Source organism: Polaromonas aquatica, assembly GCF_042659145.1.
Taxonomy (GTDB): domain Bacteria; phylum Pseudomonadota; class Gammaproteobacteria; order Burkholderiales; family Burkholderiaceae_C; genus Polaromonas; species Polaromonas aquatica.
Map to the genome: position 1 here is coordinate 77208 of NZ_JBHSRS010000083.1, position 26173 is coordinate 103380.

At 62.1% G+C, this 26173-nt stretch carries 29 protein-coding genes; 13 read left to right on the forward strand and 16 right to left on the reverse strand.

The annotated features are described in order from the left end of the window. Positions 1-21: 21 nt before the first annotated feature. Genes ACFQND_RS19530 through rsgA form a run of 3 tightly spaced genes read left to right on the forward strand, consistent with a single transcriptional unit; the run spans position 22 to position 2587 of the window. Positions 22-1314 carry a M48 family metallopeptidase gene (locus ACFQND_RS19530; RefSeq protein ID WP_371438051.1) on the forward strand — a complete coding sequence of 431 codons (1293 nt, stop codon included), beginning with the start codon at positions 22-24 and terminating at the stop codon, positions 1312-1314. Beyond that, entirely contained in the window at positions 1311-1628 is a 318-nt protein-coding gene (locus ACFQND_RS19535) for a 4a-hydroxytetrahydrobiopterin dehydratase (RefSeq protein WP_371438052.1), read from the forward strand. Before ACFQND_RS19530 ends, ACFQND_RS19535 begins: the two co-directional genes overlap by 4 nt. After that, the gene (gene rsgA, locus ACFQND_RS19540) at positions 1625-2587 is read left to right on the forward strand and encodes a ribosome small subunit-dependent GTPase A (protein WP_371438053.1); all 963 of its coding nucleotides are present in this window, start codon (positions 1625-1627) and stop codon (positions 2585-2587) included. Before ACFQND_RS19535 ends, rsgA begins: the two co-directional genes overlap by 4 nt. A 9-nt stretch (positions 2588-2596) precedes the next feature. On the opposite strand, the gene hisC is transcribed toward rsgA, so the two are convergent. The 7 genes from hisC to rpsP all read right to left on the reverse strand — a co-directional run bounded on the left by hisC (position 2597) and on the right by rpsP (position 7779). Continuing rightward, complete coding sequence (hisC, locus tag ACFQND_RS19545) at positions 2597-3658, reverse strand: histidinol-phosphate transaminase (protein ID WP_371438054.1); 1062 nt, start codon at positions 3656-3658, stop codon at positions 2597-2599. A 26-nt stretch (positions 3659-3684) separates the two neighbouring features. Beyond that, positions 3685-4713 carry a CobD/CbiB family protein gene (locus tag ACFQND_RS19550; protein WP_371438055.1) on the reverse strand — a complete coding sequence of 343 codons (1029 nt, stop codon included), beginning with the start codon at positions 4711-4713 and terminating at the stop codon, positions 3685-3687. Between the two features lie 35 nt (positions 4714-4748). Then, a complete protein-coding gene (locus tag ACFQND_RS19555; RefSeq protein ID WP_371438056.1) occupies positions 4749-5456 on the reverse strand; it encodes a CoA pyrophosphatase in 708 nt (235 codons plus the stop codon). Between the two features lie 120 nt (positions 5457-5576). Next, positions 5577-5942 carry a 50S ribosomal protein L19 gene (gene rplS / locus ACFQND_RS19560; RefSeq protein ID WP_371438057.1) on the reverse strand — a complete coding sequence of 122 codons (366 nt, stop codon included), beginning with the start codon at positions 5940-5942 and terminating at the stop codon, positions 5577-5579. Between the two features lie 129 nt (positions 5943-6071). Next, positions 6072-6851 (reverse strand): tRNA (guanosine(37)-N1)-methyltransferase TrmD, encoded by a 780-nt coding sequence (gene trmD, locus ACFQND_RS19565; RefSeq protein ID WP_371438058.1) that lies wholly within the window; start codon positions 6849-6851, stop codon positions 6072-6074. 62 nt (positions 6852-6913) lie between these two features. Continuing rightward, entirely contained in the window at positions 6914-7504 is a 591-nt protein-coding gene (rimM, locus tag ACFQND_RS19570; RefSeq protein WP_371438059.1) for a ribosome maturation factor RimM, read from the reverse strand. A 14-nt stretch (positions 7505-7518) separates the two neighbouring features. Beyond that, positions 7519-7779 carry a 30S ribosomal protein S16 gene (gene rpsP, locus ACFQND_RS19575; protein ID WP_371438060.1) on the reverse strand — a complete coding sequence of 87 codons (261 nt, stop codon included), beginning with the start codon at positions 7777-7779 and terminating at the stop codon, positions 7519-7521. A 215-nt stretch (positions 7780-7994) separates the two neighbouring features. Between rpsP and ACFQND_RS19580 the strand changes: the two genes are divergently transcribed. After that, complete coding sequence (locus ACFQND_RS19580) at positions 7995-8531, forward strand: GNAT family N-acetyltransferase (protein WP_371438061.1); 537 nt, start codon at positions 7995-7997, stop codon at positions 8529-8531. Positions 8532-8540: 9 nt separating this feature from the next. Next, a complete protein-coding gene (locus ACFQND_RS19585; protein ID WP_371438062.1) occupies positions 8541-8999 on the forward strand; it encodes a hypothetical protein in 459 nt (152 codons plus the stop codon). Between the two features lie 135 nt (positions 9000-9134). Here ACFQND_RS19585 and ACFQND_RS19590 read toward each other — a convergent pair whose 3' ends face one another. The 5 genes from ACFQND_RS19590 to ACFQND_RS19610 all read right to left on the reverse strand — a co-directional run bounded on the left by ACFQND_RS19590 (position 9135) and on the right by ACFQND_RS19610 (position 14675). After that, on the reverse strand, positions 9135-10145 hold the full coding sequence (locus tag ACFQND_RS19590; protein WP_371438063.1) for an inorganic phosphate transporter: 1011 nt from the start codon (positions 10143-10145) through the stop codon (positions 9135-9137). Positions 10146-10161: 16 nt separating this feature from the next. Further along, positions 10162-10809, reverse strand: a complete 648-nt coding sequence (locus tag ACFQND_RS19595; protein WP_371438064.1) for a DUF47 domain-containing protein — start codon at positions 10807-10809, stop codon at positions 10162-10164. A gap of 199 nt (positions 10810-11008) precedes the next feature. Beyond that, positions 11009-11974 carry an AEC family transporter gene (locus ACFQND_RS19600; RefSeq protein WP_371438065.1) on the reverse strand — a complete coding sequence of 322 codons (966 nt, stop codon included), beginning with the start codon at positions 11972-11974 and terminating at the stop codon, positions 11009-11011. A gap of 48 nt (positions 11975-12022) precedes the next feature. Further along, entirely contained in the window at positions 12023-14137 is a 2115-nt protein-coding gene (locus tag ACFQND_RS19605) for a TonB-dependent receptor (protein ID WP_371438066.1), read from the reverse strand. Between the two features lie 106 nt (positions 14138-14243). Next, entirely contained in the window at positions 14244-14675 is a 432-nt protein-coding gene (locus ACFQND_RS19610; RefSeq protein ID WP_371438067.1) for a hypothetical protein, read from the reverse strand. Positions 14676-14758: 83 nt separating this feature from the next. Between ACFQND_RS19610 and ACFQND_RS19615 the strand changes: the two genes are divergently transcribed. After that, positions 14759-15790 carry a succinylglutamate desuccinylase/aspartoacylase domain-containing protein gene (locus ACFQND_RS19615; protein WP_371438068.1) on the forward strand — a complete coding sequence of 344 codons (1032 nt, stop codon included), beginning with the start codon at positions 14759-14761 and terminating at the stop codon, positions 15788-15790. A gap of 191 nt (positions 15791-15981) precedes the next feature. On the opposite strand, the gene msrA is transcribed toward ACFQND_RS19615, so the two are convergent. Beyond that, the gene (gene msrA / locus ACFQND_RS19620; protein ID WP_371438069.1) at positions 15982-16536 is read right to left on the reverse strand and encodes a peptide-methionine (S)-S-oxide reductase MsrA; all 555 of its coding nucleotides are present in this window, start codon (positions 16534-16536) and stop codon (positions 15982-15984) included. 104 nt (positions 16537-16640) lie between these two features. Then, the gene (locus tag ACFQND_RS19625) at positions 16641-17444 is read right to left on the reverse strand and encodes a FadR/GntR family transcriptional regulator (RefSeq protein ID WP_371438070.1); all 804 of its coding nucleotides are present in this window, start codon (positions 17442-17444) and stop codon (positions 16641-16643) included. A 184-nt stretch (positions 17445-17628) separates the two neighbouring features. Between ACFQND_RS19625 and ACFQND_RS19630 the strand changes: the two genes are divergently transcribed. The 5 genes from ACFQND_RS19630 to ACFQND_RS19650 all read left to right on the forward strand — a co-directional run bounded on the left by ACFQND_RS19630 (position 17629) and on the right by ACFQND_RS19650 (position 21488). Continuing rightward, positions 17629-18045, forward strand: coding sequence for a nuclear transport factor 2 family protein (locus ACFQND_RS19630; RefSeq protein ID WP_371438071.1), 417 nt, complete (start codon positions 17629-17631; stop codon positions 18043-18045). Positions 18046-18084: 39 nt separating this feature from the next. Continuing rightward, positions 18085-19062 (forward strand): tripartite tricarboxylate transporter substrate-binding protein, encoded by a 978-nt coding sequence (locus ACFQND_RS19635; protein ID WP_371438072.1) that lies wholly within the window; start codon positions 18085-18087, stop codon positions 19060-19062. Between the two features lie 72 nt (positions 19063-19134). Beyond that, positions 19135-20040 carry a hypothetical protein gene (locus ACFQND_RS19640; RefSeq protein WP_371438073.1) on the forward strand — a complete coding sequence of 302 codons (906 nt, stop codon included), beginning with the start codon at positions 19135-19137 and terminating at the stop codon, positions 20038-20040. 48 nt (positions 20041-20088) lie between these two features. Beyond that, positions 20089-20532, forward strand: coding sequence for a GlcG/HbpS family heme-binding protein (locus ACFQND_RS19645; protein ID WP_371438074.1), 444 nt, complete (start codon positions 20089-20091; stop codon positions 20530-20532). After that, positions 20529-21488, forward strand: a complete 960-nt coding sequence (locus ACFQND_RS19650) for a Bug family tripartite tricarboxylate transporter substrate binding protein (protein ID WP_371438075.1) — start codon at positions 20529-20531, stop codon at positions 21486-21488. The genes ACFQND_RS19645 and ACFQND_RS19650 overlap by 4 nt, the downstream gene beginning before the upstream one ends. Before the next feature lie 34 nt (positions 21489-21522). On the opposite strand, the gene ACFQND_RS19655 is transcribed toward ACFQND_RS19650, so the two are convergent. Beyond that, positions 21523-21921, reverse strand: a complete 399-nt coding sequence (locus ACFQND_RS19655; RefSeq protein ID WP_377414395.1) for a hypothetical protein — start codon at positions 21919-21921, stop codon at positions 21523-21525. Continuing rightward, positions 21918-22820, reverse strand: a complete 903-nt coding sequence (locus ACFQND_RS19660; protein WP_371438077.1) for a LysR family transcriptional regulator — start codon at positions 22818-22820, stop codon at positions 21918-21920. Before ACFQND_RS19660 ends, ACFQND_RS19655 begins: the two co-directional genes overlap by 4 nt. A 130-nt stretch (positions 22821-22950) precedes the next feature. On the opposite strand from ACFQND_RS19660, the gene ACFQND_RS19665 reads away from it, so the two are divergent. Together ACFQND_RS19665 and ACFQND_RS19670 are read left to right on the forward strand one after the other, a co-directional pair. Beyond that, a complete protein-coding gene (locus ACFQND_RS19665; protein ID WP_371438078.1) occupies positions 22951-24285 on the forward strand; it encodes a serine hydrolase domain-containing protein in 1335 nt (444 codons plus the stop codon). A gap of 160 nt (positions 24286-24445) precedes the next feature. After that, positions 24446-26158, forward strand: a complete 1713-nt coding sequence (locus tag ACFQND_RS19670; RefSeq protein ID WP_371438079.1) for an acyl-CoA dehydrogenase family protein — start codon at positions 24446-24448, stop codon at positions 26156-26158. Positions 26159-26173: the final 15 nt, after the last annotated feature.

The window sequence follows — 26173 nt, forward strand, 5'->3', positions numbered from 1 at the left end:
TGATCGCCTAAACTTCCTGCCATGAGCGACTATTCATTTGCATTTACCCTGCTGTTCTGCGCCGCTCTGGTGGCCGGATTGCTCACGAAGTTCTACCTGGCTTCGCGGCAAATTCGCCACGTGGCGCGGCACCGCAACAGCGTCCCCGCCGCTTTCGCCTCCACCATCTCGCTGGAGGCACACCAGAAAGCCGCCGACTACACCATCACCAAGGCGCGTTTTGGCCTGCTCGAGATGGCTTTCGGTGCGGCCGTGCTGCTGTGCTGGACCCTGCTGGGCGGAATAGATGCGCTGAACCAGGCCATCAACCATTCAGGCCTCGCGGCATACGGCAGCCTGGTGCCGCAACTGGCGCTGCTCGCGGCGTTTGGCGTCATCAGCGGCGCGCTGGACCTGCCGTTCACGCTGTACAGCACCTTCAGTATTGAAGAGCGCTTCGGCTTCAACAAAATGACTTTCAGGCTCTGGCTGGCCGATATGGTCAAAGGCGTTTTGGTGGGCGCCGTCATAGGCCTGCCCATCGTGGCCCTGATCCTGTGGCTGATGGGCAGTGCCGGCCGCCTGTGGTGGCTGTGGGCCTGGGGCGCGTGGATGGGGTTCAACCTGCTGGTGCTGGTGCTTTACCCCACCGTGATTGCGCCGCTCTTCAACAAGTTCAAACCGCTGGAGGACGAAACCCTGAAGTCGCGTGTCACGGCCCTGATGCAGCGCTGCGGCTTTGCCGCCAAGGGCCTGTTTGTGATGGACGGCAGCAAACGCTCGGCGCATGCCAACGCCTATTTCACCGGCTTCGGCGCGGCCAAGCGCGTGGTGTTTTACGACACACTGCTCAAGCAGTTGAACCCCGGTGAGGTCGACGCGGTGCTGGCGCATGAGCTGGGCCACTTCAAGCACAAACACATCATCAAACGCATTGTCTCGATGTTTGCCATGAGCCTGGCTGGTTTTGCCCTGCTGGGCTGGCTGTCGTCACAGGTGTGGTTTTACACCGGCCTTGGCGTGCGGCCCAACATGCTGGGTGCCAACGATGCACTGGCATTGCTGCTGTTCATGCTGGTGGTGCCGCTGTTCAGCTTTTTTGTGTCGCCGGTGTTTGCCCAGTTCTCGCGCAAGCATGAGTTTGAGGCCGACGCCTATGCCATTGCGCAAACGGACGGCAAGGACCTGCAAAGCGCACTGCTCAAGCTTTACAAGGACAATGCCAGCACGCTCACACCCGACCCGGTGTTTGTGAAGTTTTATTATTCGCATCCACCCGCTTCGGAGCGCCTGGCACGTATGAACCACCCAACCGCAGAAAGCATCGCACCATGAACCCGATTCACCAGAACCGCAAGGCACTGAGCGCCACGGAAATCGTCACCCAGTTGAGCAAGCTCAACGGCGAGCAGGCGCAAGGCTGGCGCCTTATCGATGGTGCGCTGGAGAAAACCTACACCTTTAAAAACTACCACGAGACCATTGGTTTTGTGAACGCACTGGCCTTTATCGCCAACGCGGAAGACCATCACCCGGACCTGGCTGTGAGCTACAGCAAATGCACCGTGCGCTTCAACACGCATGATGTGGACGGCATCTCCGTCAGCGACTTTTTCTGTGCGTCCAAAGCCGACGCCCTGTTCGCTTGAGCAAACCGGCCAGGCCAGGCGCGGCCCCCGCTGCGGGCACACAGCCGGGCCTGGTCGTTGCCGGTTTTGGACGCCACGTGCTGGTTGAAACAGCCAGCGGCGAGCGGGTGATCTGCCATCCGCGCGGCAAGAAAAACCAGGCGCTGGTCGGCGACCGAATCCGCTGGCTGCCCACGCAGGATGAAGGCACAATAGAAAAGATCGAAACGCGCAGCAACCTGTTTTACCGGCAGGACGAGATGCGCACCAAATCGTTTGCAGCCAACCTGGACCAGGTGCTGATCCTGATCGCGGCCGAGCCCGAGTTCTCCGAAAGCCAGCTGACGCGCGCCCTGATTGCCGCGGAAGCCGAGCGCATCACGCCCATCATTGCGCTGAACAAAAGCGATTTGAGCGAGCCGTTCGGTCGCGCATGGACCAAGCTGGCGCCCTACCGAGCGATGGGCTACAGGATGCTGCCGCTGGCCGTCAAGCCGAAATTCGATGCCGCAGAAAACGCAGCGCAGACCGCAGAACTGATGGAACTGCTGCGCGGCAAAAAAACATTGATGCTGGGGCCCTCAGGCGCCGGCAAAAGCAGCCTGACCAACCTGCTGATACCCCAGGCCAAAGTGCTGACGGCCGAAATCTCCCAGGCACTGAATTCCGGCAAACACACCACCACCAGCACGACGCTTTACTGGGTGGACGAGGCGCGCACCACCGCGCTCATAGACTCGCCGGGTTTCCAGGAGTTTGGCCTGAACCACATACAGCCCATGCAGCTCGCCACCCTGATGCCGGACCTGAAGGCCCATGCGCAAAACTGCAAGTTCTACAACTGCACGCACCTGCATGAACCCGGCTGCGGCGTGATTTCTGAAGTCAATTTGGCCGGTGGCCAAGGTAGTATCAGCGCAAGCCGCTATCGTTTATATAGCGAACTGTTTGCCGAACTGTCGCAGGAGCGGCGCTACTAAAAAAGAAAATCAGGCGCCCAGTAGTTTGCGGCAGGCGTCTACCAGGGCTGTGCATTGCGCCGGCGTGCCTATGCTGATGCGCAGGTATTGCTCGATGCGCGGCAGTTTGAAATGGCGCACCAGGATACGTTGCGCACGCAGGTCCGCTGCCAGGGTCGCTGCATCATGGCCAGGGTGGCGCACCATCAGGAAGTTCGCCTGCGAAGGCAAGACCTCAAAGCCCAGCTCCTGCAATTGCAGGCGTAGCAGCTCACGGCTCCGGATCACGGCTGCACGGGTGGCTTCAAAGTAGGCGCTGTCTTCGTAAGCCGCCACCGCGCCGGCCAGCGCCAGGCGGTCCAGGGGATAGGAATTGAAGCTGTCTTTGACCCGTTCCAGCCCTTCGATCAGGTGGCGCTGGCCAGCGGCAAAACCCACACGCAGGCCCGCCAGCGAACGCGACTTGGACAAGGTCTGGACCACCAATAAATTCGGGTAACGGTTGATCAGGGCCATGGCACTGTCGCCGCCAAAATCCACATAAGCTTCGTCCACCAGCACCACCCGATCCGGCTGCTGCCGCAGCAACTGCTCAACCTGCGCCAGCGGCAAACCGCTGCCGGTTGGCGCATTCGGGTTGGCAATCACCACACCGCCGCAGGCCGCCTGGTACTGCGCCACGTCAATGCCCATGTCCGCATCCAGCGGGACCAGCGTGGCCTCGATGCCGTACAACCCGCAGTAAACCTTGTAAAAGCTGTAGCTGATGTCAGGCATCAGGATGGGCCGGTCCTGGCGGAAGAACGCGAAGAAGGCATGTGCCAGCACCTCGTCCGACCCGTTGCCGGCAAACACCTGGCCGACATCCAGACCGTGATGATTTGCCACCGCCTGCCGGAAGGCCCTGGCCTGCGGGTCGGGATAGAGCTGCAACCCGTCCTGCGCCGCCGCCGCGATGGCCTCTATGACCCGGGGCGATGGCGGGTAAGGATTTTCGTTGGTGTTGAGCTTGACCAGCCCCGGGATGACGGGCTGCTCGCCCGGCGTGTAAGGCACCAGTTCGCGAACCGGGGGACTCCAGAAAGTTGACATGACAAAAAAAGAAAAGCGGAAGGCAGTCAGCCCAAGAGGCGCGCCAGGGTCAGCAAGGCCAGCAACACCATCCACAGCACAACCGAACGCCACACCAGTCCCACGATGCTGCGCAGATGGGCCACTTCAGGCTCGCGGCCGGGCGTGGACTCCGTGATGCCGGGTTCCTCGGCATCCAGGCCGCCCGCCTGAAAGCCCTGCGACGTGCCGGGAGAAAACACGGTCTTGAGCGTTTCACCGCCCAGCCGCACGTTCACCGCCCCCGAAGTGGCTGCAAGAATGATCCCGTCATTGCGGTTTTCAGAAGCTGCAGGTGCGTTGGCGGGAAAGCGCTGGGTGTAGCTGCGCCAGGCGTCGATGGCATCTTCAAAGCTGCCCACGACAGCAAACCCCAGGGACGTGACCCGGGCCGGCACAAAATCAATCACGCCCCAGGCGCTGTTGGCGGCCTGCTGCAAGGCCGGGCTGGCGCCCTCCCCTGCGGCTGTCGGCAATTTGCTTTTGTACATCCAGTAGCGCGCAACAAATTCGCTCATGCGGTACATCACCGCGCCCGCAGGCCCCAGCCCCAGCGCGGCCAGCACCGAAAACCAGGCCAGCACGCCAAACACATGGCGGTGCGCAGCCAGCACCGAATACTCGATCACATGGCGAACGATTTCACTGCGCGGCAATTCGCTCGCATCCACATGCCGCCACTGGGCCAGCAGTTCGCGCGCCGCGTCCTCGTCGCCATCATCGAGGGCATCGCGTATGTCGGTGAAATAGTGGCTGAACTGCCTGAACCCCAGCGTGACGTACAGGATGGCCACGCTCCACGCGAAAGCCAGCAGGATGCTCACGCGCCAGAGCAGCCAGTGAATCAGTAGCGTGGCCAGTGCGGGAACGATGACGGCAACAGTCCACGCAATCCATCCATGATGGGGCTGCCCGGCATCCATGCTGCGGCTGGTCCAGCGCGCCCAGGCCCGGAAACCCGCATGAATCCAGTTACCGCGTGCCAGTGGCCGGGCCTGTTCGATGATGAGTGCAAACAAAACGGCGAGAAAGCTCATGCCAAATCATAACGGCCTGGACTGGCCTATGAAGACTACGCAGCGAGAAAACGGTACAGATTGCGCAGCATGCCCGCTGTTGCGCCCCAGATATAGCGCTCCGATGGGTCATTGCCCGCAGCCACAACGGAAGGGCCGATATAGGGCATGGACAGCCACTGCCGGGTGACGCCGTCAAACTCCATCTGGTGGCGCCGGTGGTTGGCCGGATTCATCAGGTAGGCCAGCGGCACCTCAAACACGTCGGCAACCTCCCCCGGGTTGGGCTGCAGTACAAAACCAGGCTGCACCAGCGCCACCACCGGCGTGATGATGTAAGCCGTGCCCGTGACATAAATGGGCAGGGTGCCCAGCACTTCCACGTGGTCGCGCGGCAAGCCGATCTCTTCATTGGCCTCGCGCAGGGCCGTGTCTATGGCGTCATGGTCGGACTCGTCGGTGCGGCCGCCGGGAAATGCCACCTGACCAGAATGGGTAGACAGGTTGGTCGTCCTTTGGGTCAACAGCAAGGTGAGTTCGTCCCGCATCACCAGCGGCACCAGCACCGCCGCAGGTGCAGGCTGGCGGTCCTCGAAGCGTTTTTCCACGCTGTGTTCAGGCGTCCACACCGGCGGACTCTGAAAACGCCTGCGCAACGCCTCGGGTGTGAGGCGATCAAGCGCCACACCGGACAGGTGGTCATCAATTCCCAGCACCGGTATGCTGCGGGGGTCGAATTTGGGCAGGGGCTTGGTGAAATTCATCGGGGAGGACATGCCAGGCAAATCGTAGCAGGATCAAAAAAAAGTGCTGCACCGCTTCGCGGCCCGGCGGCAAAAAAAAAGCCGCTCCAAAGAGCGGCTTTTCCTGGATGCAGGCAGCAATTAAGCAGCCTTGGCGCCCAGTTTTTCCTTGATACGTGCAGACTTGCCGCTGCGCTCGCGCAGGTAGTACAGCTTGGCGCGACGCACGTCACCACGGCGTTTGACTTCGATCTTGGCGATCAGCGGGCTGTAGACCTGGAAGGTACGCTCGACGCCTTCGCCGTTGGAGATCTTGCGAACGATGAAGCTGGAGTTGAGGCCACGATTGCGCTTGGCAATCACAACACCTTCAAAAGCCTGCACACGCTTGCGGGTACCTTCAACCACGTTCACGCTCACGATGACGGTGTCACCAGGGGCGTAAACCGGAACAGTTTTGCTCAGGCGGGCAATTTCTTCCTGCTCAAGGGTTTGGATCAGATTCATGATTTTTCCATCTAACTTTTTCGTTCATGCACGCGCTACGCTAAAGACCGCAAATCCAGGGAAACATCCATGAGATGAATTTGGTTGCAATGGCCGCCAGAGGACCGAAAAGCCTTCGATTATAGCAACTCAGGCGTCTTTTTCAGGATTTTCAAGCAAATCCGCCAGAAAAGCCTCATCGCCGGCACTCAACTGCCCGGCGTTTCGCGCCTTCTGGACCAGCTCGGGGCGTTGCCTCTGCGTCAAGGCCAGACGCTGGTCGCGGCGCCAGCGTTCGATATGACTGTGGTTGCCTGACAACAGGATGGCAGGCACACGCTGTCCGCGCCAGTCTTCGGGCCGGGTGTAATGCGGGCAGTCCAGCAGGCCGTCAAGCGCCGGGTTGAAGCTGTCGAGCTGGTGGCTGCCTTCGTCGTTCAACACCCCGGGCTGGAGCCGGGCCACGGCGTCCAGCAGGGCCATGGCGGCGACTTCCCCGCCCGACAGCACGAAGTCACCCAGGCTGATCTGGCGGTCCACATAAGTATCTATAAAGCGCTGGTCCAGCCCTTCGTAGCGGCCACACACCAGCACTGCCCCGCTGCTTGCCGACCAGGCCTCCACGCCAGCGTGGTTCAGCGCCTCGCCTATGGGGGAGAAGAGCACGACAGGCGCCGCCGGCGAGCCGGCTTCAAGCCGATCGGCACGGATTTTTTCAAGGCAAAGACTGAGCGGCTCAACCTGCATGACCATGCCCGGGCCGCCGCCAAAAGGCCTGTCGTCCACGCGGCGGTAGTTGCCATCGGCAAAGTCGCGCGGGTTCCAGAGCCTGACCTCGACCAGGCCAGCCTCATAGGCGCGACGGGTCACACCACTAATAAGGAATGGCGCAAAAAGCTCGGGAAAAAGGGTAATGACATCAAAGCGCATAAAAATCATTTTGCGCGTGAATGGCGCGATGCCGCAACACGGCCGCCGGTTTTACGGGGCGCTCAGTAGTCGGGCTGCCAGTCAACGGTAATGCGCTTGCCCGCAATGTCCACAGCGTCTACATAGACAGAAACAAACGGGATCATGCGCTCGGCGGCGGCTTGTGTGCCGTCTTCCTGGGTCGCCGTGTACTCGACGCACAGCACCGAATGCGGGCCGGTCGCCATCAGGTCGCGCACGCAACCCAAAGCCACGCCTTCACGGTTGACGACATCCAGGCCTATCAGGTCTACCCAGTAGTACTCGTCTTTGGAGGCAGCCGGAAAACTGCTGCGGGAAAGGAAGATGCGCGCACCGCGCAAGGCTTCGGCGGCAGTGCGGTCGTCAAGGCCCTGGACCTTGGCAACCACGGAATCGGAATGGGTTTTGGCTTCTTCGATGCTGATCGCAACGGTGCCGGAAAAGGCGTTGAAGCCCGGACGGAATTTCGCGTCAGGGGCTTGCAAAAACCAGGATTTGGCCGCAAAAAGGGCCTCGGGGTCCGTGCTGTGGGGCAGGACTTTCAGCCAGCCCTTGACGCCCCACGCATCCAGGATGCGCCCGACTTCGATGGCATCGTCCGGCAGGCCAGACGGTGTTAAGCCGGACGGCATCTGGCTATCTGAACTCAGGCCGTTTTGGCGGCTGCAGCAGCGCCTTGCTTGATCAGGCGCTCGACGGTGGGGGACGCCTGGGCGCCAACACCGATCCAGTGGGTCAAACGGTCTTGCGCAATGCGCAGGCCTTCTTCGCCACCTTTGGCAATCGGGTTGTAAAAACCGATGCGCTCGATGAAACGGCCATCGCGGCGAACGCGCTTGTCGGCCACAACGATGTTGAAAAATGGACGGTGTTTGGAACCGCCGCGTGCAAGTCGGATGACGACCATGATTTATCCTTGGGTGGCGGGATGTGCGGTTAAATACACATCCCAAAGTTTCCTGCAGCGATTGAGACACACGACATGACCACCCGGTCAGCGAAATGCTGCAAAGCCTGCGATTATAGCGCGCTGCAGCGCAGCGTTCACAAATTTGCCTTTTTCGCAGGAAAATGGCCCTGCAAGCCTTCCGACCCACGAATTCCTCCCAACTGTTGCCCATCATGCCCCTGATACGCCCCAGCCGCGACGAAGATATTCCCGCCATCACTGCCATTTATGCCCATCACGTGCTGCACAGCACCGGCACCTTTGAAACCGAAGCCCCCGGCGTCGCCGACATGACGGCCCGGCGGGCCGATGTGCTGTCCAAGGGCCTGCCTTACCTCGTGGCCGAACAGGACGGCAGGATTGCCGGATTTGCCTATGGCAACTGGTTCAAGCCGCGCCCGGCCTACCGTTACTCCGTGGAAGACTCGATTTACCTGGCGCCCGATGTGCACCGCAAAGGCTTCGGCCGCATCCTGCTGGCCGAATTGCTGGCGCGCTGCGAAACAGCGGGCATACGCAAGGTGATGGCCATCATTGGCGATTCTGCCAACGCAGGTTCCGTCGGCGTCCACCTGGCGCTTGGCTTCGAGGAAGTCGGCAAGATCAAGTCCTGCGGCTGGAAGTTCGGCGCCTGGCGCGACATCGTCATCATGCAAAAAACGCTGGGCCTGGGCGACACGCAGCCGCCGCTTGACCTGCCCACTCCATAATCCCCTCCCATGCACTCATCAATCCCCAAAAACAAAACGACAGCCGCATGGCTGGCGCTCATCTTCGGCCAGCTTGGACTGCACCGGATCTATCTTTTTGGAATGAAGGACCTCTGGGCCTGGGTGCACCCCCTGATTGCAGCGATTGGCTGGTGGGGGGTCCACCGGGTACAGCTTTATGGCCAGGACGACCAGGTGGCATGGCTGCTGATTCCGCTTTTGGGGTTCACGCTTGCAGCGACCTCCATCACTGCGATTTATTACGGCCTGATGCCTACTGAAAAATGGAATGCCACATACAACGCGGCTGCACCGGGCACTGCGTCCGGCAACACCAACTGGCTCACCATAGGCGCGGTGGTGTTTGCGCTGTTGTTTGGCGCCGTCACACTGATGTCCAGCATCGCTTTCAGCTTCCAGCGCTACTTTGAGTACCAGGTCGAGGAAGCGCGCAAGATAAGCCAATGAGGGCCCCCACGGTTGCTCACTGCGTGTAGCGCCCTGCCCCCTAGGGGGCCGCTGCGCCTGCGGCCTGGCTAAGCCAGTCCCGCGGCCCCTGCTTGAAAAGACATGGCCCGCACACCTGCGGCCAGGCAAAGCCCGTCAGAAGAGTTGCAGGCTTATCCAGTACCCGATCGCAGCCACAAAAGCCGACGCGGGAATGGTGAATATCCAGGCCCAGACGATATTGCCCGCCACGCCCCAGCGCACGGCCGAGGCCCGCTGGGTGGAGCCCACACCCACAATCGCGCCCGTGATGGTATGCGTGGTCGACACCGGGATGCCCAGCCAGGTGGCCAGGAAAAGCGTCAAGGCGCCACCGGTTTCAGCGCAAAACCCGCCCACCGGTTTGAGTTTTGTGATCTTCTGGCCCATGGTTTTGACGATGCGCCAGCCGCCGAACATGGTGCCTGCGGCAATGGCCGTGTAGCAAACCACGATGGTCCAGGTAGGTGGCGCAATGTCGCTGGAAGATGCGTAACCCGTGGCGATCAGCAGCATCCAGATGATGCCTATGGTTTTTTGCGCGTCATTGCCGCCGTGCCCCAGGCTGTACGCGCCTGCGGACACCAGTTGAAGGCGGCGAAACCAGCGGTCCACCTTGGACGGCGTTGCACGCCGGCAGACCCAGGCCACCAGCACCATCATCATCGAGCCCAGCAAAAAACCCAGCAGCGGCGATATGAAAATAAAGGCCACGGTCTTCATGATGCCGCCGGATATCAGCGAGTGTGCGCCCGCCTTGGCAATCACGGCGCCCACAATGCCGCCTATCAGCGCGTGCGATGAACTGCTCGGAATACCGTAATACCAGGTCACCAGGTTCCAGGTGATGGCGCCCGTCAGCGCGCCGAAGACCACGTGGGTGTCCACCACGCCGGGCTGGACAATCCCCTTGCCCACTGTCGCCGCCACGCTGAGGTGAAAAATGAAAATCGCAATCAGGTTGAAGGTGGCGGCAAACAGCACGGCCTGCCCGGGTTTGAGCACACCGGTGGACACCACTGTCGCAATCGAATTGGCCGCATCATGAAAGCCATTCATGAAGTCGAAGGCGATGGCCAAAAACACAAGCAGGGCCACAACCCACAAGGCTGTCTGTACGCTTTCCATAACTAACGGTCCGCGATCAGGAGTTTTCGAGGACGATGCCCTCGATCAGGTTTGCCACGTCCTCGCACTTGTCTGTAATCGTTTCCAGCAGCTCGTAGACCGCCTTGAGCTTGATGAGCTCACGCACATCGGACTCCTCGCGGAACAGCCGGCTCATGGCCGAACGCATCACGCGATCGGCATCCGATTCGAGCTTGTCGATCTCTTCGCAGGTTTTCAGGGCGGCTTCCGCCGTGGCGGCATCGCTGACCCGGCCGATCAGCGCAACCGCATCCTTCAGGCGTTCGCAGCATTTCACGCTCAGGTCGGTCAGGCGCACGATGTCGTCCGTCATGTGGCGCACGTCGTACAGCGCCATGGTCTCGGCCGAATCCTGGATCAGGTCCGCCACGTCGTCCATGGTGTTGATCAGCTTGTGGATCTGCTCACGGTCAATCGGCGTGATGAAGGTCCTGTGCAGGGCGCGATTGACATCGTGCGTGATGCGGTCGGCAGCGCGCTCGGCGTTGTCTACTTCACGGTTGAAGGATTCGCGTTTTTCCACGTCGCTGTAGTTGGCGACGAGGTTCGAAAAGGCTTGAGCGGCTTCCACAATCCGTTCGGCATGCTGGTTGAACATCTCGAAAAAATTGCCTTCGCGCGGCAGCAGTTTGCCAAACAGCATGTAAGGTCCTCTGGGAATGTGTCAGGAATATGACGTTTTTACAACTGCCGGAAGTTTAACCGCCTGGACATGCCCCCACGGTCGCTCACTGCGTGGAACTCACTGCCGCCCCAAGGGGGCCGCTGTGCCCGCGGCTGGAATGACCCCGCGCCACGGCCGCAGCCTGAGGTGCAAAGGATTCAAAATTGCGCAACAGGCTTCAGGCGATTTTTCCGACCAGCAGCAGGACCAGCGTCAGGGTCACCATGGCAAGCGCGGTAGACACCACCACGCTTGCCGTGACCAGCTCTTCCGCGACCTTGTAACGCTGCGAAAACAAAAACACATTGGCGCCTATCGGCAATGCCGAGGCCACCACCATCACAACCATGGGCAGGCCGCCGACACCCAGCAGGTAGCACAGGCCCAACACCAGCAAGGGATGCAGCAGGTTCTTGACCGCGGCCAGGGCCAGTGCCTGGCGCCAGTGCCGGCCCACCGGTGTAAAGGCCAGCGTCACACCCACCAGCACCAGGGCGAGCGGGCCAAACGCGTTGGCCAGCAGCTCCAGCGGTTTGTCTATCACCGCCGGCATCACCCAGCCGGTCTGTGCAAACAGCAGGCCAACAATGATGGGCAGGGGCACCGGGTGCAACACGGCATTTTTCAGGGCCGTCAAGACGGTGGTGACGGCGTGCCGTGGCGCCACACCAGGGCCGTCCAGCGTCCCCTGCTGTTTCTGCTCCTGCACGACGGCCAGCTCCAGCACCAGGGTCGCGCTGGTCAGCAGCACCAGTGCGTGTACGGACACCAGCGTGAGCAAAATCACCAGTCCCTGCGGCCCGTACATCAAACTTACCATGGCGATGCCTATCATCACCGTGTTGGAGAACGTGGCCGCCAGCGCCAGCACGGCGCCGCGCCGGTTAAAGCCCTGCACCGCCAGGGTGCCCGCAAACAGGAGCATCACCGCAAGGAAATAGGCCGCGACCGGCTTGAAGTCGAGCTGCTCAATGCGCACATGGCTCATGGTGCGAAACAGCAGGGCCGGCGTGAGCATCAGAAAGATCAGGTTTGACAGGTCTTTTACGGCTACCGTCCTTATCCAGCCTGCGCGACCAGCTATAAAACCGATAGCAATCAACAACACAACGGGGAGCAGGGACAAGAAGACAAGCTGATTCATCGCGCAATCTTAGCGTTTACCCCTAACCCTCCCCGCTGCGTCAACCGCCTAGAAACTCGCCTGCAGCCCCACCTTCAGGCTGCGCCCCGGCAGCGGCGCTTTCGGGAAGGCCGTGGTGGTCAGCACCGACGTGGCGCTGTAGGCCAGCTGGTTGGTGATGTTGTCCAGCCTGGCGTACCAGAGCAGGTTGGTCGGCCCTACCTTGACCGCATAGGTCGCCGCGGTGTTCCACAGGGTGTAGGCCGCCGTTGCGCGCTGCCCCGGTGCCACGCGGTTCTGCGCGGCCGAATGATCAAAACCGAAGCTGCTGCCCCACGGACCGCTGGCCCACTTCAGCGTGGCCCCCACCCGCACGGGCGCAATGCGCGGCAGCGGCAGGCCATCGTTCAGGTTGGTCGCCCTGACCATGTCCCCGCGCAGCGCCAGGTCCAGCTTGTTCGCGCCTTCAAGCAGGCGGATGTTGCCGCTGGCTTCAAAGCCCACAAAACGCGCACGCACGCCGGTGTAGGCCTGTTCGGGCAGGATTGTGTCGCTCCCGTCGTCGACAGGGTTCAGCTCGCGGCTTTCCTGGCCGTAGGTGTTGCCTGTGTTCAGCAGCGCGATGTAGTTTTTGAAGTAGTGCGTGTACGCGTTGGCCGTAAACGTGTTGGCGCCGGATTTCCAGTTCGCGCCCACATCCAGGCTGGTTGACTTTTCCTTGTCCAGGCCGGCGTTGCCCGTTTCCCAGGCACCGGTCGCCACGTGGGGGCCAAAGGCATACAGCTCGTAGTCCTTGGGCGCCCTTTCGGTATACGCCAGGTTGGTGGTGAGTTGCCAGCCCGGCTTCACGTTCCACAAGGCGCCCATCGCGTAGCTGGTCGGGTTGAAGTTGCGGCTGCCAGGTACAAACGCCGCCACCAGCGGGTTGCCCAGGGATTGCACCTTGACCGACTCCGTCCGCCCGCCAAAACTCAAACGGCCCCAACTGGTGGCGTACTCCTCATAGGCAAACAGGGCGTTCTGCGAGGTCTTGCTGTAGGGTGCAAAGGCCTCCGCGCCGTCGGCTGAAAAACGCGTGTTTTCGGACTGGAAACCCAGCACGCCGCTCAGGTTGCCGAATGCCGCATGTTTGGCCTCAAGCCGGAAATCGCTGCCCTTGTTTTTAAACACCGTGCCCGGCGTCGCGCCTTCGTACTCGGTATGCATGTAGTCGGTCTGGCTGTACTGGCCCTTGACGCTTTTGAAGAAGCCGCCCAGGTCGCGCACTTCGCCTTCCAGCCCTACGCGGTTTGACTTCATGCCGATCGTCACATTGTCTTCTGCCACCGTGCCGTAGGTGCTGCGGTAGGTGCTCATGGACGCGCCCAGGTAGCCGTGGTCAAAAAACACCGAGCCCCCCACCGCGCCGCCGTCCACCTTGCTGGCCGAGTTGCAGATGCTGTTGGCCGTGGTGGCCGTGCCGCCCTTGGTGCAAGCCAGGCCGACCGGCACCTTGACGTCCCCGGTCTCGCGGTTGAACACGTCCACATGCAGGGCGTAACGGTTGGTGCCGGTCTCCAGCAGCAGGCCGCTGCCTTTTTCCCTGTTGCCGGTGGCCAGGTCCAGGTTCACCTTGCCGGCGATGCCGCCCTTCTCGTCAAACAGCGCCTCGCGCGGGATGCGGTTGTCAATGACATTGACCACGCCGCCCACCGCGCTGCCGCCGTAAAGCAGCGCGCCCGGGCCGCGCAGCACCTCGATGCGCTCTATGCTGATCGGGTCGGACGTGACTGCATGGTCATAGCTGAGCGACGAGGCATCCACCATCGCGCCGCCGTTGCCCAGGATGCGGATGCGGTCACCGTCCAGCCCGCGGATGATGGGCCGGCTGGCGTTGGGGCCGAAGTAGGTGCTGCTCACGCCCGGGATGCCGTCCAGCGTTTCACCCAGCGTGGTTTTGGAACGTAACAGCAGCCCGGTCCCCGAATACTGCGCGGCAGGCGCTATTAAATCAGTAGCGCCCAGCGGGTTGCCGGTGACCGTGACTTCTTTCAGTTCGGGCGCCGGGGTCTGCGCATTGGCCAGGTTGCATTGCAGGCCGGCGCTGGCCGCCATGGCCAGAACGGCAAGCTGCAGGGCGTTTTTCGGGAACGCGGGAACACGGAAACCATGGCGTGCCCGGCGATTAAAAAATGATTGTTTCATGAGGACTTCGTTGAATCGGGATGCAAACCCGCGCAGGCTGTTGCTCAGCCAAACGCAGGGGCAAAGCTGCGCACGGCCTGCGGGCCGCGATACAGCTGGAAAAGATTCAGGAAGTCAGGGGCGGGCCGCGCGCATCAAACAGCGCAGCCCAGCGGGCGAGTGCTTCGCCCTCAAAGATGGCCACCGCAAACGATGGCAGCACCACCGGCAGGGCGAGGGATGCCACATGTAGCGCTGCACTGCCATGGCTGGCCTGGTCGTACAGGCGGCAATCGGCTTCGCTGTTGTGGGAGGAGAAAAGGGATGCGAGCAGGCCCTTGCCTTCGGCATGCAAGGCGCTGTGTTGTGCGTCAACCCTGGTGCTGCCCGTCACCACCGCCAGCGTTGCCTTGTTCACCGCATGCACGCCTGAACCGTGCAGCGTACCGTGCATCAGGCCCAGCATCTGCGCGAGCAGAAGCGCCAGCACCAGACACCAGATCACCAGCGATGCCGGGGCCTTGGCGGAGAGCTTCGTGATGTAGCGGTATTGCGTCATGGGGGCTGATAGCTTAATCGAAAATCGCCGCGCGCCGTCACGCCAGGGCGCGAAAAGCCCCTGAACCGCTGTATAACCAAAACATGACCGCCAAGCCCCCAGTCCCACAAGCCACAAGTTCGCTCCACCTGCGCAGCCACACCTTCCACGGACTTGACCCCAGCCGGCCCGGCCCGCGCCTGCTGGTGCTGGGCGCAGTGCACGGCAATGAAACCTGCGGCACACAGGCCATCACACAACTGCTTGAAGAAATCGACAGGGGCCAGCTCGCCATCCAGCGCGGCAGCGTCACCTTTATCCCCGTCACCAATCCGCTGGCTTACCAGCTCAAACAACGCACCGGCGACCGTAACCTGAACCGCAACATGGCGCCGACGGCAAACCCGCAGGACTTTGAGGACCGCATTGCCAATGTGCTCTGCCCCATCCTGGAAGCACACGACGTGTTGCTGGACCTGCATTCCTTCCATACCGGCGGTGCACCGTTCGTGATGATCGGCCCGCAGAACAACAGCGGCGTGCTGGAGCCGTTCACCCATGCCGCCGAAGAAATGCAGCTGGCCCTGCACACCGGGCCCTACCGCATCGTCGAGGGCTGGCTGGACACCTATGCACGCGGCGTGCAGCGCCGGGCGGCCAGGGCCGCCTGCGATGGCAGCGGGCGCTCGCAAGCACTGGTCACCAGCACCAATTACGGCGTCGGCACGACCGAGTACATGCGCTCGCGCGGCGGCTACGGCGTGACGCTGGAGTGCGGCCAGCATGACGACCCGAAAGGCGTTGAAGTCGCCCGCCATGCGATCCTGCAGACGCTGGCCTTGCTGGGCATCACCGATGCCGCCCCCGAACCCGTCGCCATGGAACGCGACATCCTGCGCCTGGTGGATGTGACGGACCGCGACCATGCCGGTGACACCTTCACCCGTGAATGGCGCAGTTTCGACGCGGTGAAAAGCGGCGAGGTGATCGGCACCCGCTACGACGGTGAAGCAGTGGCCGCACCGGCCGACGGCTTTGTGGTGTTCCCGAACCCGCGCGGGGAAGTCGGGCAGGAGTGGTTTTACTTTGCACAGCGACGGCTTCAAGACGCCGTTTGGACCCGGGCCGCCCGGTGAGCGCTACATATTTGATAGCTGGTTGCGCAGGCTACACGGCGGCCAGGAGGTCATTTGATGCTTGAAAAGCATTCCAGAGCCTTTGTATTGAGCTCAAAAAAACGGATTTTCAACATCAAATATGGCTCTGACCCTCGTATATCCTGCGCAACCAGCTATTGATTTAATAGCAAGCGCCGGCAACCATCAGATCAGGCCTTCACCCTCGAGGCAAAAGTTTTGCGGAATTTCTCGACCTTGGGCGCGGCCACGGCCATGCAATAGCCCTGGTAGGGGTTCTTCTCGAAAAAGTCCTGGTGGTAATCCTCGGCCGGCCAGTAGTTGGCCAACGGCAGCACCTCGGTCACCACCGGTTTTCCAAACAGATTTTGCTGGTTCAGCTCACTGACCATGTCTTCGGCCACCTGTTTTTGCTCGGGCGTCGAGTAGTAAATGCCGCTGCGGTACTGCGTGCCGCTGTCATTGCCCTGGCGGTTCAGCGTAGTGGGGTCATGGATGACAAAGAAGATCTCAAGAATTTCCTTCACGCTGATCTCTGCCGGATCATAAGTAAGCTTGACGACCTCGTTGCAGCCGGTGCGGCCGGTACAGACGTCTTCATAGCTGGGCCGGTCGGCCTGGCCGTTGCTGTAGCCGGACTCCACATCGGTCACACCGCGCACTTTGACAAAGACCGCCTCGGTGCACCAGAAGCAGCCGCCGCCCAGGGTGATGGTTTGGGGAGAGGATGGTGATGAAGAAGGCATGGAAATCTCCGGTCAAAAGCATTGGTCGCGAAATGAGCGGCCATCTTACGCTGCGGCCCATGCGCACCGAGCCCCCAAACCCTGAAACACACCGTTTGCTCAGGCTACCCGGGTCGCCCATCAGCTGGCGCCAGCAGGCTGGACAGCGTCGGATCAGACACAAACGTCGCGTCGGCGCGGGGCAGCGCCGTGATGACCTTGATGGCGCACTCATGGTAAATGCGCGCCGCGGTTCGCGCAGCTTGCGCATCCCGCGCCTCGATGGCATCCACCAGCAGTTGCCGCTCCTTCGACAGGCCGCGTACGGTCTTTTGCAGATTCGCCAGGGAGTCGCTGCAGAGTTCCCTGGCCAGGCCGATCTGCAGGCTTCCCAGGAACCTGCACAGCACACCCAGCAAGGGGTTGCCGGAGGCACGCGCCCATTCAGCGATGAAGGCTGACAACCCTGCTGAAATCGCCTGCGCATCCTGCGCCTTGTCGATGGCATCCAGGGCTTGCCGCATGCGATCCAGGTCTTCCCGGGTGGCATGCACCGTCGCCAGTTCAGCCGCATAGGCATTGAGCGCGCCCAGCACGCCCAGCACTTCAGACACGCCGATGCGCTCCATCTGGATCATCGAGCGCAAGGGGGTGTCGATCAACTGGTCAACATCCGCCGTCACATAGGCGCCGCTGCCATGGCGCACCTCCACCAGCCCTGTCGTTGTCAGGCCCCTGATCGCCTCCCGGATGGTTGCGCCGCTGACGCCATAGCCCTCGGCCAGCTGTTTCTCGGACGGCAGTTTGGCGCCACGGGGAAATTGCCCGTCCAGGATTTGCGCACGCAGGCCCTGCAGGATCTGCTCGGCCGCATTGCCGCGGTCCAGCGGTTTGGATGGGAGCCAGGAAGGCGTTGATGGTTTGTTCATAAAGGGATTTGCTTCGCCGAAAAATTGATATATGATTCAACTCACAAGTTACCTGATAACTTGTGACATTGTGACTAATGACCTTATGACTGACATGATATGGATGTTACCCGGCAAGGATCAGGATGTGGACATATGGCAGAACACGCCCCTGACCAAGGGGCCCCTTCACAGGAATCAACCCATGGACGACAGGCAATACAAGGACACCCAGGCCATCGAACAGTTGCTCAGCAGCTTCGCCTGGCATGCGGACCGGGGCGAAGGCGAGATGCTTTCACAACTTTTCCTGCCTGACGGCGTCCTGTTCGTCGGCGGCCAGGAGCACAGGGGCCGCAAGCCCATCGCCGACGATTGCTGCCTCAGGGCCGCAGCGCCGCAACGCAAGACACGGCACGTCTGGTCCAACCTGCGCATCGTCAGCGCGGACGAGAACCACATGGTCACCACCGCCATACAGCTCACCTACGAGCAGCCTGGCGCCGACCAGCCGACACAGCTCCGGATCAACGACATGTTCGACGAGTTCGCAAAAGACGCTGACGGCGCCTGGCGCTTCAGCCAGCGGACCATACGCCGCGAGCTTGCGCTCACCTTGTGAACCTGAGACGGCACTGCAACACGCACAAAAGGAGACACCATGACAAACCGCAGACAGCTCCTCCTCGCCAGCGCCGGCGGCATGGCCTCGGCCCTTGTCCTGCCGGCGCAAGCCCAGCGCGGCAACGCCGTCAGGGTCTGCGTGGGATTTCCCCCTGGCAGCGGGGCGGACGTGATCGCGCGCCTGACGGCCACCCGGCTGGCTGCGAACGGGGTACCCCATGTCGTGGACAACCGCGCCGGCGCGGGAGGCCGCCTGGCTGTAGACAACGTCAGGCTGTCCCCGGCCGACGGCAGCACGGTGCTGGTGACACCGGACGCGATGATGACGATTTACCCGCATGTCTACCGCAAGCTCAACTACAGGCCGCTGGTGGATTTCCGGCCGGTGACCACGCTGGCGACAGTTCCGCTGGGGTTGGCCGTGGGGCCCGCCGTGCCGCCGGAAGTCCTCACCATCGCCGATTTCGTGAAGTGGGCCAAAGCCAACCCGGGCAAGGCAAGCTTTGGCACCTCCGGCCCGGGCACAACCCTGCATTTCACCGGCTGGATGCTGGCGAACGCCACGGGTATTGAACTGACGCATGTGCCGTACCGCGGCTCCATCCTTGCCGCACAGGACATGGTGGCGGGCCAGATCGCAGCTTCGGTGAATGTGCTGGGCGAACTACTGCCCTTTGCACAGGCGGGCAAAATCCGCATCCTCGGCGTGTCGAGCCCGGCGCGCTCGCGCTTCAGCCCGGACACGCCCACCTTCCGCGAATCCGGCCTGCCCATGCTGGAGTCCATGACCTGGTTCGGCTTGTTCCTGCCCGCCAGAACACCCGACGCCATCGTCGCATCCATCCATGCCGCGACCGTCGAAGGCTTCAAGGCACCCGAGGTACGCGACACCCTGGCAAAGGTCGGGATGGAGCCCTCAACCCTGCCGCCCGAGCGCTTCGCCGCGCTGATCAAGGCCGACCTTGAGCGCTGGGCGCCTGTCGTCAGGCAGACCGGCTACACATCGGACGACTGAGCGGACGACTGAAATCCGGCCAGGCACTCCTTTCACTTCAGCTTTTTTTTATTTATTCAACAGGAGCACACGATGAAGATCGTTCCGTTCGACGACAGCAACTGGATCAATGACCACCCCATGGGCACCATCCTGTTCAAGCACCTGCTCAAGGGTGATCCCGACTCGCCCGACAACTTCATGTACATCCTCGGGCGTCAGGAGGCCGACTTCTCGATGCCGCGCCACAGGCACAACTTCGACCAGATCCGGCTACCCATCCGCGGCGACATGAACATAGGCCGTGGCCTGGTGCTGCGCGAAGGCGAGGTGGGTTACTTTGCCGAGGGACTGGCCTATGGGCCGCAGGAAGACCCCCTGGGCAAGGCCCAACCCGGCGAGCGCGTGCAGCTGGTGCTGCAGTTCGGCGGCTCGTCCACCTATGGCTTCATGAGCATAGAGCAACGGCGCAAGGCGCATGACGAACTCGCGAAGATCGGGAAATTCGTCGGACCGCATTATTACCGCCCCGACGGCAAAGTTGAATGGGGCCTTAACACCATCTGGGAACATGTGTTCGGCTCGAAACTGAAGTATCCGCGTTCGCGCTACAAGGATGTCATCATCGCCGACCCGAAGTACTTCAACTGGCTGGAAGTGGCGGGCGCAAAAGGCGTTGCGCACAAGTTCATGGGCTCCTTTTCAGAACGGGGCGTGTGGATAGAGATGGTCAGGCTGCGCCCCGGCGCGACCTGGTCGTCAACCGACCCGCGGGCGCGCCGGCTGCTTGTGGCCTTGTCCGGAGAAGGGCTGGCACAGGGGCAGGCTGTGCGCTACCTGACGGCGCTGCAGGCCGATGCCGGCGAAACCCTGGATGTCACGGCCGCGAGCGAAATGGAGTTCTTTCTCGTCGGGCTGCCCCCCATCGAAGCCCCGGCGGTTGAATCGCAGCACTACGAGCTGGAAGAGTTGCCTGCCGCCGAAGAAACCACGGCCTGAGCGCCGCCATCCCATCCGCCCTTCCCACACAGATACGCAAAAACCACCATGCAAGCATTCACCCTGGACCAGGCCGACCGAATCATCGATGCCGCGCTCGACAAGGCGCGCGAAACGGGCTGCATGCCCCTGACCGTTGCCGTACTGGATGCGGGCGGGCACCTGCTCGCGCTCAAGCGCGAGGACGGCAGCGGCATCCTGCGTCCGCAAATTGCCCAGGCCAAGGCCTGGGGCGTCCTCGGCATGGGCCTGGGCGGCCGGGCACTGGCAGCGCGTGCGGCCGCCGTGCCGGCGTTCTTCACCGCCCTGTCGTCCATTTCCGAAGGACGCATGGCGCCGGTGGCCGGCGGCGTGCTGGTGCGCAACAGCAACGGCGACGTCATCGGTGCGGTGGGCATCAGCGGCGACGTGTCGGACAAAGACGAGGTCTGCGCGGTGCATGGCATCGAAAGCGCCGGCCTGAAAGCAGATACAGGACTGGAGACACCATGAAAAGACGTGATTTTGCAGGGGGCATGGCAGCGCTGTATGGAATGGCCCACGCCGCCAGCACCTACCCGGCCAAACCGATCCGCTGCATCCTCGGCTATGCGGCCGGCGGTGCGTCGGACACGCTGGTGCGCATCGTCGCCGAAGGCATGCAGGCCGGCCTCGGCACCACCATCGTCGTTGACAACCGGCCTGGCGCATCGGGCAATATCGGCGTGGCCGCGCTGATGCAGTCCGCCCCCGACGGCTACACGCTGCTGCACGGCGAGAACTCCACGCTGTTCACCAATGAGTTCCTGTTTCCCAAGCTGCCCTACAACCCGGACAGGGACTTCACCTACATAGGCGCCATCGGCCGCGTGCCCTTCACGCTGGTGGTCCATCCGTCCTTCCCGGCCAGGACACTGGTAGAGTTCGTGGCCTATGTGAAGGCCAACCCGGGCAAGGTCAACTACGGCACGCCAGGGGCCGGCTCGCCGCAACGCATTGCAATGGAGATGTTCCAGAGCACCTATGGCCTGAAGCTGACCCATGTAGCCTACAAGGGTGGCGCACCGGCCCTGTTCGACGTGAGGAGCGGCCAGATCGAGGCGATGATGACGGACCTCAGCATAGGCCTGCAGCCCATCCGGGACGGCAGCGTGCGCGCCCTTGCAGTATCGGCGCCCAGCCGCGTAGCCAGCATCCCCGACATCCCCACCTTCGCGGAAGCTGGCTTTACCAACAACGCCTTCACACTCCATGGCCTGCTCGGCCCTGCCGGCATGCCGCGCGACATCGTCGAGCGCCTGAACACCGAACTGAACAAGGCACTGCATACGCCCAAGGCAGTCCAGCAATTCGCCAACACAGGTCTGCAGCCTACACCGGGAACGCCGCTGGAATTCCAGCAGATGGTGCGGGCCGAGCGCGCACGGATAGGGCCCGTCATCAAGGCCGCGGGCATCAAGGCTGAATGAAGGTGTAATGAGCCTGTGCTGAAGGGATTGCGGATCAATCCCGCCGGCGCGGGCCTTTGCTTTGATGCTGCGGCCCCACCGCCTTGCGCATCAGCCTGAGCGCAAGCAGCATGACAGCCGACCCCGCAATGGCCAGGCCAAGCGAGCCCGCGCTGAAGTCCTTGTCGTTGCTTGCGCCATGGCTGAGCAGGGCGGCCACAAAATCACCACCGATGTAGGCGCCGAACACGGCGACGCCCACGGTTTCAATAATGATGATTTTTTCGCTGATCTTCATCAGCAAGCAGGCCAGTCCACCAATGAGAGCGCCCACCACACACCAGATATACGGGTTGATGCCGTTCTCCTGAAAGTTGTACAGATCGCCTGATACTGACAGCTTTGCCCCGGCGCGTCCGGTATTTCGTGTGAAGGGTCTTTGCTTGCCGGTCACCTGCGGCCGTTTGCCGGCTTGGGCGCACTGGCACGCACTGTTTCAACAAACGATGCAAGCGCCGGGTGCTCACGCGCCGTCTTCCACAGGCAATAGGTGTCATAAGGCGTGGTTTCACTGTCCAGCGGCACAAAGGCGGTATCGGGCAGGCCGGACTGGCGCAGCGCTTGCGGCACCAGCGCCACGCCCAGGCCCTGCGAGACCAGCGACACCACGCTGAGCCAGTGCCGCAGCTCGTAGCGGATTTCGGGGTGAAACCCGGCCTCGGTGCAGAGCGACAAGATAGCCTCGTGGTAGTCGGGAGCGACTGCACGGGCAACCATGGCAAACGGCTCGCCCTGCAACTGGTGCAGGGAGAGCTTGCGTTTTTTCGCCAGCGGATGTGCAGCGGGCAGGCAGCAGACAAAGGGCTGGCGCGCCACCAGGATGCGTGACAAGTCAGGCGGCGCGCGTGTGGTGTGGACAAAACCCAGGTCCAGGCGCTCATGCGAGAGGTCAATGAACTGGTCTTTCGAATTGAGCTCGTGCAGCAGCACCTGCAGCAAGGGATGCTGCGCCTGGAACTGGCGCAGCATTTGCGGCAAGCCCTGATACAGCATCGCACCTACAAAGCCGATGTGCAGCCGGCCCACCAGTCCCTGTTCAACATCACGCGCATGGCGTCCCGCCTCCTGGGCCTGCTCCAGCAGCGCGCGCGCCCTGGGTACAAAGGCCTCGCCCGCAGCCGTCAGGCGTACCTCCCGGCTGTTGCGGATGAATAGTTTGACCCCAATGGAGGCTTCGAGTTGCTGGATGTTCAGGGAGAGCGGCGGCTGCGAAATCGACAGGCGGCGCGCCGCCCGGCCGAAGTGCAGCTCTTCTGCCAGGGCCAGAAAGTAGCGCAGGTGGCGAAATTCCATGATTAAAAAATTATATCGCTCAAGCCATATTCAATATTGGACAGGTATGACTACGGCGCGAACAATGCGCCAAAGAGCCACCCAAGCTGCGACGGAAATTTCCCCTACCAAACCCTTCGAGGGCTACACCATGACAAACACAGTGAAAAAGAACCCGGCACTATGGGCGGCCGCCATGGCCTTGCTGGTAACCAGCCTGCAGGCAGGCGCGCAGACCGCGCCAAAGTTTGCCGATGCCCAGGCCAGCGACCCGGTGACGATGGGGTGGATGGCGGGTTCTCCGCCATCGGCCGACAAACTGATCCAATTTGCCGATGGCAGCTTCCGCAAGTTTCCGCAGATCCGCTGGTCATTTTCCAACTACCGCCAGTTCGTGCCGACCAGCAACGTGGAACGCGGCACCGGGCCGGTCAGCGTGTTGCCCCTGGCCGCACGCCAGGACCTCGACGGTGTGAGTTTTCAGGTGCTGGGCACGGGCGAGACCATGACCTGGGCGCAATCGCTGGGCGCCAACTACACCGATGGCATCGTGGTGCTGCACAAGGGCCGCATCGTCTACGAGCGCTACTTCGGTGTGCTCAAGCCGCAGGGTCAACACATCGCCATGTCGGTGACCAAGTCTTTCATAGGCACCCTGGGCGCCATGCTGGTGGCGGAGGGTGTGATCGACGAGAACGCACTCACCTCGACCTACGTTCCCGAACTCAAGGACACCGGTTTTGGCGACGTCACCGTGCGTCAGTTGCTCGACATGACCACCGGCATCCAATACTCCGAGAACTATGCCGACCCCAAGGCTGAAATCTTCAACCACACACGGGCCGGCGGCGTGATACCCAGACCGCCCGGCTACGACGGTCCCAAGTCCTTCTATGAGTTCCTGCTGACCATCAAGAAAGAAGGCGCGCACGGCCAGGCCTTTGCGTACAAGACGGTCAACAGCGACGCGCTGGGCTGGGTGATACGCCGCGCCACCGGCAAATCCATCGGTGACAACCTGCAGGAACGCATCTGGCGCAAGCTCGGTGCCGAGCAGGACGCCTATTTCACGATAGACAGCACGGGCACCGAATTCGCCGGCGGCGGGCTGAACGCGAGCCTGCGCGACATGGCCAGGTTCGGCGAAATGATGCGGCAGGGTGGCAAGTACAACGGGCAGCAGATCGTGCCCCAAAAGGTCGTGGCCGACATTCGCAATGGGGGTGGCAAGGCCGAGTTCGCCAAAGCGGGCTACAAGACACTACCGGGCTGGAGCTACCGCGACATGTGGTGGGTGTCACACAACGAACACGGCGCCTATTCGGCGCGCGGCGTGCATGGCCAGGCGATTTATATCGATCCCAAGGCTGAAATGGTCATCGCCCGCTTCGCCTCGCACCCGCTGGCGGGCAACCCGGCCAACGACCCGACATCGCTGCCGGCCTACCACGCCTTGGCCAAACACCTGCTGGCCCATCCGCAGTAGGCGGCGCGCCGCCCGGCCTAAGTTCAGCGCTTAGGCCAGGGTCAAAAAGTGGCGCACATGGTGAAATTCAATGATTAAAAAATCATATCGTTAAAGCCATATTCGATATTAGACAAATATTTATACGAGGCGAACAATGCATCAAGGAGACCTGAAAATCATGTCCACGCGCCAGCCAGAAACAGCCTGCCACCCGGTGCCCGACCAGCACGGTGTCAACCTCTACACCACCGACCCCGGCCTGCGCGCGCTGCTGCAGGTCTACCTGCCGCCCGAGCTGCTGACGCACCTCACGCCCCACCTGGAACGGCTGGGCGCGCTGGCCGGCGGCACGCTGGACGACCTGGCAAACACCGCCGACAAGAACCCACCTGAACTGCAAGTCCGCGCGCGCAGCGGGCGCGACGAGCAAAAGGTCCTCAAGCACCCGGCTTATGTCGAAATGGAGCGCCTGGCCTTCAGCGAATACGCGCTGGCGGCGATCTCGCACCGCCAGGACGTGCTGGGCTGGCAGGGCCAGATGCCGTCCATCGCCAAATACGCGCTGACCTACCTCTTTGTGCAGGCCGAGTTCGGCCTGTGTTGCCCGGTCTCCATGACCGACTCATTGACACGTACGTTGAAGAAATTCGGTACGCCCGAACTGGTGCAGCGCTACCTGCCCTCGCTCACCAGCCTGGACATGGATGAACTCTCGCAGGGTGCGATGTTCATGACCGAGCAGGCCGCAGGCTCCGACATCGCCGTGACCGAAACCACGGCCAGGCCAGACCCCGAGCATCCCGGCGCCTGGCTGCTGACCGGTGACAAATGGTTTTGCTCCAACCCCGATGCCGCGCTGGCCATGGTGCTGGCGCGCGTGGATGAGGACGGCCAGGGCGGCCAGCCCGGACTCAAGGGTGTGTCGCTGTTCCTGCTGCCGCGCGATCTGGACGATGGCACGCACAACCACTACCGCATCATCCGCCTGAAAGACAAACTCGGCACCCGCTCCATGGCCAGCGGCGAGATTCGCCTCGAAGGCGCACGCGCCTGGCTGGTGGGCGAGCAGGGCCGCGGTTTTGTGCAGATGGCCGACATGGTCAACAACTCCCGCCTGTCCAACGGCGTGCGTGCAGCCGGCCTGATGCGCCGCGCGGTCAGTGAAGCCTTCTTCATCGCACGCAACCGTGAAGCCTTCGGCAAGAAACTGATTGATCTGCCGCTGATGCGCCGCCAGTTGCTGAAGCTGCTGGTGCCCAGCGAGCAGGCCCGCACCATGGTGTTCCAGACGGCCGAGGCGCTGCGCCGTGCCGATGCGGGTGATGTCGACGCCTTGCGCCTGGCGCGCATCCTCACGCCGCTGATCAAGTTCCGCGCCTGCCGCGACGCGCGCAAGGTCACCGGCGACGCCATGGAAGTGCGCGGCGGCTGCGGCTACATCGAGGAATGGACAGACCCGCGCCTGGTGCGTGATGCGCATCTGGGATCGATCTGGGAAGGCACCAGCAACATCGTGGCGCTGGACGTGATACGCGCAATCCGGCGCGAAGATTCGCTGACGGCGCTGATGGCACATCTGGCGCAACTGCTGGCCGAAACAAAGCTGGACGACACCCTGCGCACCAGCCTGCAGGACGTGATGACGCGCGCCACGGTGCTGGCCAACGCGGCGGTCGCCGACGGCGGCGAGGCGCTGGCGCGGCGCGCTGCCTCGGCGCTTTATCACACCACCACGGCGGTGGCTATGGCCTGGGAATCAGCGCGCATAGGCGCACCCGAACGCCTGCATCTGGCGCAACTGGTCCTGCAGCACCGCCTGCTGTCATCTGACCCCCTGGCCCCGAATCACCAGGTATCCAAATGGGCCGAAAACCTGTTGCTGGACCTCTGAGCATCCCCCTTCAAC

What these genes read in the sequence shown, in the direction of transcription:
- ACFQND_RS19530 (WP_371438051.1), top strand. Translation starts at nt 22, where the DNA reads ATGAGCGACTATTCATTTGCATTTACCCTGCTGTTCTGCGCCGCTCTG.
- ACFQND_RS19535 (WP_371438052.1), top strand. Translation starts at nt 1,311, where the DNA reads ATGAACCCGATTCACCAGAACCGCAAGGCACTGAGCGCCACGGAAATC.
- hisC (WP_371438054.1), bottom strand. Translation starts at nt 3,658, where the DNA reads ATGTCAACTTTCTGGAGTCCCCCGGTTCGCGAACTGGTGCCTTACACG.
- ACFQND_RS19550 (WP_371438055.1), bottom strand. Translation starts at nt 4,713, where the DNA reads ATGAGCTTTCTCGCCGTTTTGTTTGCACTCATCATCGAACAGGCCCGG.
- ACFQND_RS19555 (WP_371438056.1), bottom strand. Translation starts at nt 5,456, where the DNA reads ATGAATTTCACCAAGCCCCTGCCCAAATTCGACCCCCGCAGCATACCG.
- rplS (WP_371438057.1), bottom strand. Translation starts at nt 5,942, where the DNA reads ATGAATCTGATCCAAACCCTTGAGCAGGAAGAAATTGCCCGCCTGAGC.
- trmD (WP_371438058.1), bottom strand. Translation starts at nt 6,851, where the DNA reads ATGCGCTTTGATGTCATTACCCTTTTTCCCGAGCTTTTTGCGCCATTC.
- rimM (WP_371438059.1), bottom strand. Translation starts at nt 7,504, where the DNA reads ATGCCGTCCGGCTTAACACCGTCTGGCCTGCCGGACGATGCCATCGAA.
- rpsP (WP_371438060.1), bottom strand. Translation starts at nt 7,779, where the DNA reads ATGGTCGTCATCCGACTTGCACGCGGCGGTTCCAAACACCGTCCATTT.
- ACFQND_RS19580 (WP_371438061.1), top strand. Translation starts at nt 7,995, where the DNA reads ATGCCCCTGATACGCCCCAGCCGCGACGAAGATATTCCCGCCATCACT.
- ACFQND_RS19585 (WP_371438062.1), top strand. Translation starts at nt 8,541, where the DNA reads ATGCACTCATCAATCCCCAAAAACAAAACGACAGCCGCATGGCTGGCG.
- ACFQND_RS19590 (WP_371438063.1), bottom strand. Translation starts at nt 10,145, where the DNA reads ATGGAAAGCGTACAGACAGCCTTGTGGGTTGTGGCCCTGCTTGTGTTT.
- ACFQND_RS19595 (WP_371438064.1), bottom strand. Translation starts at nt 10,809, where the DNA reads ATGCTGTTTGGCAAACTGCTGCCGCGCGAAGGCAATTTTTTCGAGATG.
- ACFQND_RS19600 (WP_371438065.1), bottom strand. Translation starts at nt 11,974, where the DNA reads ATGAATCAGCTTGTCTTCTTGTCCCTGCTCCCCGTTGTGTTGTTGATT.
- ACFQND_RS19605 (WP_371438066.1), bottom strand. Translation starts at nt 14,137, where the DNA reads ATGAAACAATCATTTTTTAATCGCCGGGCACGCCATGGTTTCCGTGTT.
- ACFQND_RS19610 (WP_371438067.1), bottom strand. Translation starts at nt 14,675, where the DNA reads ATGACGCAATACCGCTACATCACGAAGCTCTCCGCCAAGGCCCCGGCA.
- ACFQND_RS19615 (WP_371438068.1), top strand. Translation starts at nt 14,759, where the DNA reads ATGACCGCCAAGCCCCCAGTCCCACAAGCCACAAGTTCGCTCCACCTG.
- msrA (WP_371438069.1), bottom strand. Translation starts at nt 16,536, where the DNA reads ATGCCTTCTTCATCACCATCCTCTCCCCAAACCATCACCCTGGGCGGC.
- ACFQND_RS19625 (WP_371438070.1), bottom strand. Translation starts at nt 17,444, where the DNA reads ATGAACAAACCATCAACGCCTTCCTGGCTCCCATCCAAACCGCTGGAC.
- ACFQND_RS19630 (WP_371438071.1), top strand. Translation starts at nt 17,629, where the DNA reads ATGGACGACAGGCAATACAAGGACACCCAGGCCATCGAACAGTTGCTC.
- ACFQND_RS19635 (WP_371438072.1), top strand. Translation starts at nt 18,085, where the DNA reads ATGACAAACCGCAGACAGCTCCTCCTCGCCAGCGCCGGCGGCATGGCC.
- ACFQND_RS19640 (WP_371438073.1), top strand. Translation starts at nt 19,135, where the DNA reads ATGAAGATCGTTCCGTTCGACGACAGCAACTGGATCAATGACCACCCC.
- ACFQND_RS19645 (WP_371438074.1), top strand. Translation starts at nt 20,089, where the DNA reads ATGCAAGCATTCACCCTGGACCAGGCCGACCGAATCATCGATGCCGCG.
- ACFQND_RS19650 (WP_371438075.1), top strand. Translation starts at nt 20,529, where the DNA reads ATGAAAAGACGTGATTTTGCAGGGGGCATGGCAGCGCTGTATGGAATG.
- ACFQND_RS19660 (WP_371438077.1), bottom strand. Translation starts at nt 22,820, where the DNA reads ATGGAATTTCGCCACCTGCGCTACTTTCTGGCCCTGGCAGAAGAGCTG.
- ACFQND_RS19665 (WP_371438078.1), top strand. Translation starts at nt 22,951, where the DNA reads ATGACAAACACAGTGAAAAAGAACCCGGCACTATGGGCGGCCGCCATG.
- ACFQND_RS19670 (WP_371438079.1), top strand. Translation starts at nt 24,446, where the DNA reads ATGTCCACGCGCCAGCCAGAAACAGCCTGCCACCCGGTGCCCGACCAG.